We start from the raw sequence: 12399 nt of genomic DNA, 5'->3' as shown, positions 1-12399 counted from the left end.
AAGCCCCGACCTTTGGTTGGGGCTTTTTGTATGCTTGTTTTTTGCGAGTTTCGCGCAGCTCCGCCGTGTTTTCTTAGCCATACCAACATGGCTGGTAGCCGAGCTCGTAGAACTACCAACCCACCACCAACTACCAATGAACATTCCCCTCGTCCTCGGCCTTTTGCTCGGCGCTTATCTGCTTGGTTCCATCCCAACTGCCTTGTGGGTAGGGCAGCGCTTTTTCGGCCTCGATATTCGGGAACATGGCTCTGGCAATGCGGGAGCTACCAACACCTTTCGGGTGCTAGGCAAGAAACCGGGTTCCTTCGTGATGGCCATTGATGTGCTGAAAGGCTGGGCCGCTACCTCCCTGGCTACTGTTATGCTACGGCAAGGGGCCATCCAGCCCGATCAGCTGCTGTACTTCCAGCTAGCGTGCGGTATTCTGGCCATTGTGGGGCACATTTACCCGGTTTTCGCCGGTTTTCGGGGTGGAAAGGGCGTGGCCACGGTGCTGGGCATGACGCTGGCCATTGCGCCGGCTACGGTCGGGGTGTGCATCCTGGTGTTTCTGGCGGTGCTAGCCGTTTCGCAGTACGTGTCTTTGTCGTCGATGACGGCGGGCGTCACATTTGCCTTGTTGCAGCTGCTACCTGCGTTCCGGCCGCAAAACCCGCTGCTGCTGTGGTTTGGCTTCATCCTAGCTGCGCTGCTTATTTATACCCACCGGGCCAATATTGGCCGCCTGCGCGCCGGCACCGAAAGCCGCGTGCCGCTGCCGTGGAAACAGAAGTAGTGTAATTGACTAATTGCTTATACGTATTCCTATGATCACTTACAGCAAGAAATTAGGTTTTGCAATAGGAGTGGCAGTGGTGCTAATTCTATTGCCTTTTGGTGCATATGCTCTTGGTGATATTTGGCCAGATCCTGTGGAGCTACTTGCCTTTATTGCAAAGGTATTGTTCCTGCCGCCGGTGCTGGTGGTATGCGTGATTATGCTTGTCAGGCTCATTGTCAAGCCGGAAATCCAATCAACCTCTAAATCAGAAGATGCGCTAGTCACTGCAGAGCCTGTACTGTTAAAGCAGCATATGTTACGCGCGGTAGCATTTAGTGCGCCCTTACATGCCGCTACGATGTACTTAGCCTCATTCTTTTTAGATGGTGTAGAAATAAGGCAAATACTCAAATTTTATGCGCTGTTCGGCCTACCTACTTTAGGCATAATGGTGCTGCTGTGGCTTAACCGGCGACCCAAAACCAGCTTAGGAATAGGTCTCAGCTGGGTGCTCGTATCTGTTATGTTGATGAATTCGACGTTAGACAAGGGTAAAGCCGTAGCTGACTACGTAACCCGAACGAAAGTAGCGGAGGAAGTTCCCTTTGAAGATAAACAGGCGGCTGTGGAACCAACAATAACGGATACTTATGCCATAGATACAGCAATACTAGCTATGCCAACTGATACATCCTCCCATTATACCTATACTTATGTAGAACAGATGCCTGGGTTTGTAGGCGGAACCTCAGCCTTGCGCCAAGCTATTGCAGAGTTGATGCATTATCCTTCGCAGGCTCTTTCCAATCAAGTACGAGGCCCGGTATACGTTAATTTTGTGGTGAAACCCGACGGTAGCTTAAGTGATGTACATGTACAGACAGGCCAAGGTTTTGGCTGCGACGAAGAAGCAGTACGTGTCGTGCAGAGTCTGCCACGATTTACACCCGGGCAGCAGAATAACCGGCGAGTAGCTGTTTCTATGACTATACCTATTCAGTTCCGACCTCCAGCAGAGGCGCAGTAAGGGGCGTTCAAAATGTAAAAGAAGCGTACGGCTCGTACTACCTTTACCTAGCATTCCCAACTAACCCCATTGCCCGCATGGCTTCCTACCTCGCAAGCAACCAAGACCGTTTTCTAACTGAGTTAATTGATTGGCTCCGTATTCCCTCCGTTTCTGCCGACCCTAAGTTTCAGGCCGACGTGCGCAAGGCCGCCGATTACTTGGCCGACCGCCTGCGGGAAGTGGGCCTGGAAAACGTGGAGTTCTGTGAAACGGCCGGCAACCCCATCGTGTACGCCGATAAAATCATCGACCCGAGTTTGCCCACGGTACTCGTATATGGCCACTACGACGTGCAGCCCGCCGATCCGTACGAGTTATGGGATTCGCCGCCCTTTGAACCTGTTATCAAAAACGGTAACATCTACGCCCGCGGCGCCTGCGACGACAAAGGCCAGGTATACATGCACGTCAAGGCCTTCGAGGTGATGATGCAGGAAGACGGCGGTGTACCCTGCAACGTGAAGGTGATGTTTGAGGGCGAAGAAGAAATTGGCTCTAATAACCTAGGCATCTTCGTGAAGGCCAACAAAGAGAAGCTGGCCGCCGACGTCATCCTGATTTCCGATACCGGCATTCTGGCCAACGACACGCCGAGCATCGAAGTAGGCTTGCGTGGCTTGAGTTACCATGAAGTGGAAGTAACCGGCCCGAACCGCGACTTGCACTCCGGCCTCTACGGTGGCGCAGTGCCCAACCCCATCAACGTGCTCTGCAAGATGATTGCCAGCCTGCACGACGAAAACAACTACATCACCATCCCGGGCTTCTACGATAACGTAGCCGAACTCAGCGCCGAAGAACGCGCCGAAATGGCCAAAGCACCGCATTCCGACGAGGAGTTTAAGCAAAGTATCGGCTTGAAAGACATCTACGGCGAGAAAGGCTACAGCACGATGGAGCGCACCAGCATCCGGCCTACCCTCGACGTGAACGGTATCTGGGGTGGCTACACCGGCGAGGGTGCCAAAACGGTTATTGCGTCCAAAGCCTACGCCAAGATTTCCATGCGCTTGGTACCGCACCAAACCTCCGACGAAATCACGGCCCTATTCCAAAAGCACTTCGCAAGCATAGCCCCAAGTGGCGTAACGGTAGCCGTAAAACCCCACCACGGTGGTGAACCCGTCGTGACGCCCACCGACTCTGTAGCCTATAAAGCAGCTGCCGATGCCATGGAAACCACCTTCGGCAAGCGCCCCATTCCAACGCGCGGCGGCGGTTCTATACCCATCGTGGCGATGTTCAAAACCGAACTAGGTCTCGACACTGTGCTGCTCGGCTTCGGGCTCGATTCCGATGCTATTCACTCTCCAAACGAACATTATGGGGTGTTCAACTTCCTGAAGGGCATTGAAACCATCCCGCACTTTTATCGGAATTACGCGGCGGCTACGCGGAAGTAGAAGTTGCTTCTCATCGTAAACGAAAGGTCCGGCTTCATCACAAGAAGCCGGACCTTTCGTTTACGATGAGAGTTTATTAGCGCCCGTTGAAGGAATACGTCAGGTAGAGCTGAAAGGCGCTGTTGCGAATGTTGTCTTGGTAGGTGATGGTGCCTGCTGTAGAGGGCTTATCCACTTTGGTGATGCCACCGTTGTAGCGTAGCCCAATGCCAAGGCCGCTTTTGCGTTGGTAGCCTAAGCCAAACAAGTAACCAAAATCGACGGTGTTATAGGAGTTCTTATCGTCGACGCTGGTGTTCGTAGTTTTATTTTTAGCAGCTAATAAGAACCCAACCTGCGGACCGGCTTCAAAAAACAAGCCATCAGCATTAACATGAAACGCCAAAGGCACATCCAGGTAGCTTAGCCGTTTGGTGAAAGCATCCTTAAGTTTTGCTCCTTTCTGCGAATAAATAATTTCTGGCTGAAACGCGAAAAGTCTGGTGAAGCCAATATTGGCGAAACCACCTCCATGAAAACCAAACGTATTTTCATAGCCACTAGACTCTTTGCCCGCAAAAGACGAAAGGGTGCCACCCACTTTTAAACCAAGTGAAACGTCGCTTTGTGCCTGTACTGCACCAACTGAGCCAACCAGCAATAAAAAGGAGAAAAGTAATTTCTTCATAAGAAGTACCAAGGAAAAGTAGTCCAACAAACGCACGAAGCTAGAACGAAAACGAGAGATGCTTCCATGCGAATAACCAAAAAGCCCCTTTCCGCGGTTGGAAAGGAACTTTTATTAGCGAACTAATTGGGGTGCTATTTGCTCGGAATCAAGTAGCCGAGCGAAAGTTGAAAGGCTGAATGGCGGGCATTTTTCAGGTCGCCGTTGAAATAGGTGCCGTTGTCGCTCTTCACAAAGTCGCTGAAGGCGCCGGTGTAACGCAGGTTTAGGCTTACACCGTTGTCGGCTTGGTAGCCGATGCCGGCCACATACCCTAGCTCGCTCCGATTGAAACCGCTCAGATCTTTCTTGTTCTCGGCTTCCGATACAGTAGGCGTACCGTTGGGCTGCCGGGTCCGGGTGACCTTGGTTTCGTCGTTGGCGCTGAGCAGGTATGAATACTGCGGGCCGGCTTCCACAATGAAACCACCCGCATTGATTTTGAGCAGCACGGGCACGTCCAAGTAATTGTAGTTGACATTGCCTTCGCGCTTTTCAGTATAGCCTACACCTAATAGAGTATTGGTGTACTCAGTAGGCTTGTTTTCGAAGCCCTTTTGCGAGTACAGTATCTCGGGTTGAATCGAGAAGAAACCGTCGCCGGTGATGTCGGCGTTTAGCATCACGCCACCTAAGAAACCTATTTTGTTGTTGTAAGTAGTTTCATGCTGAACGTTGCCGGCCAGGTTGGAGTAGTTGGCGCCGGCCCGCAAACCCAGGCGTACACCCTGCGCCCGTGCAACTGAAACAGAAGCTATAGTCAGCAAAGCGGCCAGTACAAAGGAGGTCTTTTTCATGAGTGCGAAAAGAAATAAGTGAGAAAAGGGATGCACATGCCTCACTGAAATCTAAAAGTGTGCCAAGGCGCTTGTCGAGCTTGGGTGCAGACACGAAAAAAGCCTCATCTGGTCTACAGATGAGGCTTTTAGAAATTTCAATCAGTTGTTACTTGCTTGGCAGCAGGAAGCCAACCGAAGCCTGAAATACCGAGTTGCGGGCATTACGGGTGTCGGCGTCCTGGTAGCCGTCTTTCCCGAAATCCGTGAAAGATCCATTATAACGCAAGCCTAGCAGCAAGCCCCCTTCCGACTGATAGCCCAACCCGGCCGCATATCCGATTTCGTTGCGGTTCACGTTGTCGAGGTTGCTCGTGTTAGAAGTTTGGGTTATCGGAGTGCCATTGACAGTGCCGGTAAAGTCGTTTTTGACCTTCAGCAAGTAGCTGTACTGCGGTCCGGCTTCGAAATACACACTACCTGCCTTGATCTTCAGCAGCACGGGTACATCGATGTAATTGTAGGTAACGTCGCCGTCGTATTTAAATCTGCTGCCAGCAACCGTAAACTCATCATTAGCATAAGTGAAGCCTTTCTGAGAAAACAGAACCTCTGGCTGAACCGACAGAAAACCGTCGTCCACCAAGCCAATATTGAGCATCACGCCCCCATGAAAGCCTAACTTATTTTCATATCGGTCTTCGTTGGTAAGGTCGCCGGAGAGGTTGGAAAGGTTGGCACCGCCTTTAATGCCGAAACGGATACCCTGCGCGTGGGCAGCAGGCGCCGCGGCCATAGCCGCTAAAAGGCTGGCGAATAATACAATTTTCGTGTTCATGAGAAGTGAGATAAGCGGGTGGGCAAAAATTGTTGCTCCAGAAAACAGGTAGCAATACGAGACTGGATATTTTATGGCTGATAAAACTCCATAAATAACCTCCACAACAAAAAAGCGGCCGTTCCAGAAGGAAACGGCCGCTTTCGATAAGGAAAAACAAGTTGCTACTTGGTAGGAATCAGGTAGCCTAACTGCAACGTGTAGGCATTGTTGAAAGCCTTTGGTTCGTTGTCGGTATCCTTGCTGTCGATCAGCGAGTTGAAGCCACGGGCATAACGTAAGCCGATGCTAAGACCCCCCTGCGACATATAACCCAGGCCAGCAACGCCGCTGAAGTCAACGTTTGACAAGTCGCCTTTGTACTTCTCCTTACGAATGCCGCCGAGGTAATCAACAAACTCCGACCGGTCTTCTACCTTGTCCTTCGTGCCGTCGGTATACTTCGTCGTCGTCTGGTTTTTCACGCGTGAGCCGAATAGGTAGCTTACTTGCGGACCTAGCTCAAAGAACAAGCCACCAGCGTTGATCTTAGCTAAGATAGGGAGGTCGATGTAGTGCAGAACGCGCTGCTGCTCACTTTCTATCTTAGAAACGTTAGCAGGTAGGCCAGACTTCTGATCTGACTTGATTTCGTATCCCTTGCGGTTATAAAGCAGTTCGGGAGATACCGAGAAGAAACCGTCGCTACTCAGTGGAATGGTGAGGGAGACGCCTGCGTTGTAGCCCAATTTATAATCACCGATAGAGGTGCTGTAGCCAGCGCCAGTGAATTGTGATACATCGTCGCCGGAAACGTTGGAATAAGTAGCACCGGCTTTAACGCCAATCCGAAAACCACCCGCATCTTGGGCTTGAACTAAAGAAGCAGAGGCAACCGCTACTGCGGTGAGTAAGAGAAACTTTTTCATAAAAAAATTAGGGTGAGGTGGCAAACACAATTCAGCAACACGAACCTGAGCCAGAAGGCCCCGATGGGCCGCTTACAGCCCTCATAGCGCAAAACCTCCTTGTTATGTTACAGATAATTGAAAAAATAATCTTATGCTGAGCTACACCGCACACTAGCAGAGCAATCCGTATTTTTGTGCTCTTGGCTATTTCATGATGCGGGCTTTCCATTTTTCCAGATTTATACTCGTTTGCATAGCTTTTCTGCTCATACTGCCGGCTTTGGCGCAGGTGCCGACAGCAAAAGTGCCTCCCGGGCCCCTTATCATCGGTGTTTATGGACAAGGCAGTTTTATTATCGCACACACGCCTGCCGTCAAGCATTTAGCTGTATCGCATCCCACCGGACTAGAGCTAAATCTGCAACGACAAACTAATGGCTCTGAGCCCTGGCACGCCTGGTATCGCTACCCTCGTATTGGGATGGCCTTAGTATATTATAACTACCACAATCCGGTGCTCGACCGTTCATATGCCGCTACCATCTACATCAGCAAAAGCCTGTTTCGGTTGCCTCGGCAAGAGTTGAACTTTCGATTAGGTACGGGTTTGGCCTATTTCACTAATCCCTTCAATCTCGAAACCAACCACAAGAATTCCATTGTCAGCTCCCGTTTGAATGCCACCATGCAAATGCGGTTCGAATACGACGTATCGGTAGCTAAAAATTTAGGGGTCTTGGTTGGCTTAGGGCTCAACCATTATTCCAACGGGGCCACTACTAAGCCCAACTTCGGCATCAATTTGCCTACCGTATACTTGGGCATGAACTATCATCAGCAACGGCCCTTTGCGCCGGCTGTAGCAGCCGCCACTGATATGCCCACCGATATCGGCCGCGACTTCTTCAACTTAAGTACCAGTGTTGGCTTCAAACAGCGTAGCCCAGTTGACCAGCATAAGTATTTAGTGCAATCGGCATCGGTGTTAGGAGGACGACGGGTAAGCCGTAAAAGCAGCCTGCTAGTAGGGTTGGAGGGCTTCTACGACCGAAGCCTGGTGCCGCAGCTTCGCGATACTGCCCGGATTACCGACAATTTGCCCGATGTAAAAAAAGCCAGCGTAGTGTTCGGCCACGAATTACTTTTTGGGCGGCTGTCCTTTGTTACGCACTTAGGTTTCTACTTCTATAATCCTTACAAATCCAATACCATCTATTATGAGCGGTTAGGGTTGAAATACCATTTCACCAACCAGCTCTTTGGCGCAGTTGATTTGAAAGTGCATCGTGGCGCTGCTGATGTGGTTGAACTAAAAGCAGGGCTGAAGCTCTATCGTTGAAGCAAGACAGCGTCAGCTCTACTTGACCAAGCTCTGATTGATGCGCTTTACCAGGCCTGGTCCCTCATAAATGAAGCCGCTATGTACTTGAATTAGCGCTGCTCCGGCTGCTAGCTTTTCGCGCGCATCGGCAATTAAGTGAATACCTCCCACGCCAATAATAGGCAAGGAGCCCTCAGAACGTTGATGCAGATAGCGGATGACTTCCGTTGCTCTATGGCGCAAGGGCTGGCTGCTCCTACTGCCGCTACTTAGTTTCAGAAAGTAAAAAATAGTGTGGTAGACAACTGATATAGAGTAGAATATATAGAATAAGCTACTGGCTATTAGTTAACATGTTCTTCAGATTTGGAATTCACAAACCATCCCCGTACTTTTGCCATCCCATCCAGAAAATAGCTTTCTGACTGAGGAAACTGATTCTGTAGCTCAGCTGGTAGAGCAATACACTTTTAATGTATGGGTCCTGGGTTCGAATCCCAGCGGGATCACCAAAACCCTTCTTGCAGTTCGCAGGAAGGGTTTTTTGTTGTTAACTCCGGTAGCAGGTACCAAAGTAAGGCAGCCTGAACAGCTAACCTAAGTCTTACATCAGCCAGCCCAGCCTTCTCTATCTAAGCTGCGGTATTGAATGGCTTCAGCTAGATGCTCGATGCGAATTTCCTCGGTGCCGGCCAAGTCGGCAATGGTGCGGGCTACTTTTAGGATTCGGTCGTAGGCACGAGCCGAGAGACCGAGGCGTTCCATGGCAGTTTTGAGCAATATGCGGCCGGCTTCGTTGATGGCACAGATGTCTTTCACCATCTGCGGAGGCATCATGGCGTTCGAAAAGATGTCGGGGAACTGCGCGAACCGTGCCGTTTGCACTGCCCGTGCTTTTTCTACGCGCAATTGTATGTCGTGGCTAGTCTCGGCCTTGCGCGTCTCCGTCATCTGGTCGAAGGTGACAGGCGTGACTTCTACGTGCAAGTCGATCCGGTCGAGTAAGGGGCCGCTTACTTTGTTGAGGTAGCGTTGCACCACGCCGGGGCCACACACGCACTCCTTTTCAGGGTGGTTGTAATAGCCGCAGGGGCAGGGATTCATGCTGGCTATGAGCATGAAGTTGGCCGGAAAGTCTATGCTAACTTTGGCGCGTGAAATAGTAACCCGACGCTCTTCCAGCGGCTGCCGCATTACCTCCAGTACGGTGCGCTTAAACTCGGGCAACTCATCTAGAAACAGCACGCCGTTGTGCGCCAGTGAGATTTCGCCAGGCTGCGGATTGCTACCGCCGCCTACCAGTGCCACATCGGATATCGTGTGATGGGGTGCTCGGAAAGGACGGGTGCCTAGCAAAGAGGCATTGGTTCCAAGCTTGCCTGCCACCGAATGAATTTTGGTGGTTTCCAACGCTTCCAGCATGTTCAGCGGCGGCAGAATAGTGGGCAGGCGCTTAGCCAACATGGTTTTACCTGCGCCAGGCGGCCCAATCATGATGACGTTGTGGCCGCCTGCTGCCGCTATTTCCAGGGCGCGCTTGATGTTTTCCTGCCCTTGTACGTCGGCAAAGTCGGCGGCATAGAGGTTGGCCTCTTGCTGAAAGATGTCGCGCGTGTCTAGCACCAGCGGCGTGATGTCAAGGCGGCCTTCAAAGAAGTCGATGGCCTCCTGCATGGTCTCGACCGGAATGATGTCGAGGTTGTTGACAATGGCCGCTTCCCGGGCGTTTTCCTTGGGCAGGATAAAGCCTTTGAAGCCTTCTTTGCGGGCCTGAATAGCAATTGGCAGCACGCCCCTGATCGGCCGCAAGGCGCCATCCAGCGCCAACTCGCCCATGATAATGTATTCTGGCAGTCGCTCGGTAGTAAGCTGCTGCGAACCGTGCAGGATGCCTAGCGCAATCGGCAGATCATAGCTGGAGCCTTCCTTGCGAATATCGGCCGGAGCCATGTTCACCACCACTTTGGTGCGCGGCATCCGGTAACCCCGAAATTTTAGCGCTGCCTCAATCCGCTGCTGGCTTTCTTTAATTGCATTATCAGGCAGCCCAACCACATAGAAATTAGTGCCCTGCGAAACGACTACTTCAATGGTAATAGTATAAGCATTAACGCCCTGTACGGCCGAGCCGAAGGTCTTCGTAAGCATATAAACCGATAAGAAGAATAGAATTGATTGACGAAGATAAAGGAAATGCTTCTCGTATGGAGGAGTAGTTTTTAAATAGAAACAAGCGGACGGTGCGGAATCGTATGGCCGCTTCGCGTCCGCCGGTCAAAGACCGAAGCGGTTGGGCGGCCCACGGTCTTGGCCGACTGCGTCGGCTTAGACCGTGGCCAGTATGGGCTAGGGTGTAGGAGTGCGGTGCCTGGCTATTTAGCGACTAACTGCTCGATGAGCATAATCAGGATATGAATAGCCTTGATATGAATTTCTTGTATGCGGTCGGCGTAGCCGGTATGGGGTGCTCGGATTTCTATATCGCAGAGGGTTGCTAACTGCCCACCGTCCTTGCCGGTCAGGCCTACTACTTGTATACCAGTGGTTTTAGCGGTTTCGGCGGCGCGGAGGATGTTAGCAGAGTTGCCGCTGGTGCTAATGGCTAGCAGCACATCGCCGGGGCGGCCGATGGCTTCGACGTAACGGCTGAACACGTGGTCGTAGCCGTAGTCGTTGGCGACGCAGCTCATGTGGGAAGCTTCGGTGAGGGCAATAGCGCCGAGAGCCGGCCGGTCGTGGCGGTAGCGGCCGCTGAGTTCCTCGGCAAAGTGTTGCGCGTCGCAGAGGCTGCCCCCATTGCCACAACTCAGCAACTTGCCTCCTCGCTGTAAACTGTCAGCCATAAGGCGAGCCGCCTGTTCTATAGCAACAAGATTGGCCGGCTCGTTCACGAAACGGTCAAGGACAGCTTGGGCTTCAATAAGCTCGGTCCGAATAAGGTCAGTTAAGGCAGTAGCATCAGTCACGACGCGAAGATACACGGGCTACGCTAGTGGCCCACTCTCACGATCGGAAGAGACGGGGCGGACGGGAGGTACAGGCGTGGGCGCTGTATAGCCTTCTGGGTGTACGGTGGTACCGGGGCGGGCTGCGCCTACGCTGGCGCTTGTGCTGCGTTGCTCGAGCTGGTGGTCATAGAGCCGAGCTTTGAGTTCATTGATTTTGCCCTCGCGCGAGGCTACATCCCGCCGCAACAGCACACTATCTAAGTTCTCAGTGATAAGCTGTAACGTCAAGAGCGCAGCGCCAATCAGGAACATGGTGTAATAAAACGCGGCAGCATCGTTGCCTGCCGTCACAGCCATTAAGCCGTCGCGCGAACCAGGACTCAACAGTAGCAGTAGTACCAGCAGTAGGTACACCATGACGAGAACAGTAACCAGACGTTTTAGAGCGAGCATAAGAAGACGATGCTAAAGTGAATAGGTAGTGCCCGTCGTACGCAAAAATGCAGCGGTCGGGTTAAATATAGGCTTTCGTAGGCTGAAATTCCGCACTAAGGACGAGCTTTCTGCAATCAACTCACAGTTGAGCCTGGTTGCTGAGTAGCTCTCTAAGCGCTACAGAGAATTTAGCCGCCGGCGAGCAGTTCTCAGCTTTTGTAGCTCGATTTGAAACAAGTTCTCGGTTGGTTGCTGCCCAAGCGAGTCGAGCAATCGACGGGCGGCGGTTGTGTCCTGTTGGTCAAGTAGGGCGTTTGCTCTCAATAGCGCATTGTCGTAAGCGTGGCTGGCTGCTATCTTCTTCTGCAGGATGGCTGCATCTTGTTGCTGGGGTACACTTTGGGCCCGACGGTAGCTGCGCCACCCCCAAGTAATAGCTTGCAAAACCAGCAGCAGCACAATGAGAGTTGCTACAAGGCGGCGCTTGGAGTCGGTGGAAGCTGCCATGAACTTCTTGGAAGACCGCCTAGCGTAAGGCAGTTGTCGTGTCGGCTAACAAGGCGGAGTCGGCCGTAATAACTGGCGCCGTGCTTGCGGCTTCCGAGGCTCGGAGTTGCTCCTTGAAACTTTCATTTCGCTCGTTCAGGCGTTCCATGGTTGCTTCGTAGCTGGGGCGCTGCTCTTGGCGCCAGGCCTTATAGCCGATACGCAAGCCCAATACCAGCAAGCCAATTATCCAAAACCAGCGCGACTGATACCAAGGTGTTTTAGGAGCAGGAGTTGTCATAATTCAGCAATGAAAGGCTTATTGGTCGTTAGGAAGAAATATAGAAATTGCTCAAGTTCCTGTACCGAGGCATCAGAAGCAATAGCGCTTCGCGCTATTGCTTCACCTGAAAACGCCTACGGAATAGAACTACTGTGCAGGAGGGGCTTGTCTACGGCGGGCCCGGAGGGTATCGTAGCGCTGCATCAAGGCTTCGGTAGCAATGAACATATTCGGATTAGCGTCAGCATCGCGCAGTGAGTCGAGCAGGAGGCGGGCGGGGTCGTAGCTGCCTTGCGCCATAAGGGCATCGGCGCGGGCGAGCAGGCGCTGGCCGTTGGCTTCGGCGGCCGGTGAATCGGCTTCGCGCAGTACATGGCCCTTGCCATCAGTTCGGAAGTAGAAGAAATACGCCATCCAAAGCACCATGCCCAAAAACATGACGAGGATGGAAATCAACGCAAACTTCAAAAAACGCATAGTG

Annotated in this window: 15 protein-coding genes and 1 tRNA gene; 5 read left to right on the top strand and 11 right to left on the bottom strand. The window is 52.1% G+C overall.

The window, feature by feature from the left end:
• Positions 1-136: 136 nt before the first annotated feature.
• From plsY to VF639_RS21670, 3 genes are all read left to right on the top strand, one after another.
• The gene (gene plsY, locus VF639_RS21680; RefSeq protein WP_331148038.1) at positions 137-778 is read left to right on the top strand and encodes a glycerol-3-phosphate 1-O-acyltransferase PlsY; all 642 of its coding nucleotides are present in this window, start codon (positions 137-139) and stop codon (positions 776-778) included.
• 31 nt (positions 779-809) lie between these two features.
• Positions 810-1790, top strand: coding sequence for an energy transducer TonB (locus VF639_RS21675; protein ID WP_331148037.1), 981 nt, complete (start codon positions 810-812; stop codon positions 1788-1790).
• Between the two features lie 77 nt (positions 1791-1867).
• The gene (locus VF639_RS21670; RefSeq protein WP_331148036.1) at positions 1868-3235 is read left to right on the top strand and encodes a dipeptidase; all 1368 of its coding nucleotides are present in this window, start codon (positions 1868-1870) and stop codon (positions 3233-3235) included.
• A gap of 76 nt (positions 3236-3311) precedes the next feature.
• Here the strand turns inward: VF639_RS21670 and VF639_RS21665 are convergent, their stop codons facing one another.
• From VF639_RS21665 to VF639_RS21650, 4 genes are all read right to left on the bottom strand, one after another.
• Positions 3312-3902 carry a porin family protein gene (locus tag VF639_RS21665; protein WP_331148035.1) on the bottom strand — a complete coding sequence of 197 codons (591 nt, stop codon included), beginning with the start codon at positions 3900-3902 and terminating at the stop codon, positions 3312-3314.
• A gap of 134 nt (positions 3903-4036) precedes the next feature.
• Positions 4037-4738, bottom strand: coding sequence for a porin family protein (locus VF639_RS21660; protein WP_331148034.1), 702 nt, complete (start codon positions 4736-4738; stop codon positions 4037-4039).
• Between the two features lie 148 nt (positions 4739-4886).
• On the bottom strand, positions 4887-5555 hold the full coding sequence (locus VF639_RS21655) for a porin family protein (RefSeq protein WP_331148033.1): 669 nt from the start codon (positions 5553-5555) through the stop codon (positions 4887-4889).
• Positions 5556-5719: 164 nt separating this feature from the next.
• Positions 5720-6463 carry a porin family protein gene (locus VF639_RS21650; protein ID WP_331148032.1) on the bottom strand — a complete coding sequence of 248 codons (744 nt, stop codon included), beginning with the start codon at positions 6461-6463 and terminating at the stop codon, positions 5720-5722.
• Positions 6464-6656: 193 nt separating this feature from the next.
• On the opposite strand from VF639_RS21650, the gene VF639_RS21645 reads away from it, so the two are divergent.
• Positions 6657-7784: an acyloxyacyl hydrolase gene (locus VF639_RS21645; protein ID WP_331148031.1), complete on the top strand. Its 1128-nt coding sequence runs from the start codon at positions 6657-6659 to the stop codon at positions 7782-7784.
• A gap of 18 nt (positions 7785-7802) precedes the next feature.
• Here the strand turns inward: VF639_RS21645 and VF639_RS21640 are convergent, their stop codons facing one another.
• Positions 7803-8045, bottom strand: coding sequence for a dihydroorotate dehydrogenase (locus VF639_RS21640; protein ID WP_331148152.1), 243 nt, complete (start codon positions 8043-8045; stop codon positions 7803-7805).
• Positions 8046-8202: 157 nt separating this feature from the next.
• On the opposite strand from VF639_RS21640, the gene VF639_RS21635 reads away from it, so the two are divergent.
• Positions 8203-8278, top strand: a tRNA-Lys gene (locus tag VF639_RS21635).
• 97 nt (positions 8279-8375) lie between these two features.
• On the opposite strand, the gene VF639_RS21630 is transcribed toward VF639_RS21635, so the two are convergent.
• The 6 genes from VF639_RS21630 to VF639_RS21605 form a co-directional block, all read right to left on the bottom strand.
• Positions 8376-9914, bottom strand: a complete 1539-nt coding sequence (locus VF639_RS21630) for a YifB family Mg chelatase-like AAA ATPase (RefSeq protein ID WP_331148030.1) — start codon at positions 9912-9914, stop codon at positions 8376-8378.
• A gap of 224 nt (positions 9915-10138) precedes the next feature.
• Complete coding sequence (gene lpcA / locus VF639_RS21625; protein ID WP_331148029.1) at positions 10139-10732, bottom strand: D-sedoheptulose 7-phosphate isomerase; 594 nt, start codon at positions 10730-10732, stop codon at positions 10139-10141.
• Between the two features lie 18 nt (positions 10733-10750).
• Positions 10751-11167 carry a hypothetical protein gene (locus VF639_RS21620; protein WP_331148028.1) on the bottom strand — a complete coding sequence of 139 codons (417 nt, stop codon included), beginning with the start codon at positions 11165-11167 and terminating at the stop codon, positions 10751-10753.
• Between the two features lie 159 nt (positions 11168-11326).
• The gene (locus VF639_RS21615) at positions 11327-11656 is read right to left on the bottom strand and encodes a hypothetical protein (RefSeq protein ID WP_331148027.1); all 330 of its coding nucleotides are present in this window, start codon (positions 11654-11656) and stop codon (positions 11327-11329) included.
• A 19-nt stretch (positions 11657-11675) separates the two neighbouring features.
• Positions 11676-11936: a hypothetical protein gene (locus tag VF639_RS21610; protein WP_331148026.1), complete on the bottom strand. Its 261-nt coding sequence runs from the start codon at positions 11934-11936 to the stop codon at positions 11676-11678.
• 129 nt (positions 11937-12065) lie between these two features.
• Positions 12066-12395: a hypothetical protein gene (locus VF639_RS21605; protein WP_331148025.1), complete on the bottom strand. Its 330-nt coding sequence runs from the start codon at positions 12393-12395 to the stop codon at positions 12066-12068.
• Positions 12396-12399: the final 4 nt, after the last annotated feature.

Source organism: Hymenobacter sp., assembly GCF_036387835.1.
Taxonomy (GTDB): domain Bacteria; phylum Bacteroidota; class Bacteroidia; order Cytophagales; family Hymenobacteraceae; genus Hymenobacter.
Note: the sequence above shows the minus strand (reverse complement) of the source record. Positions and strands in the feature narration are given on the sequence as shown.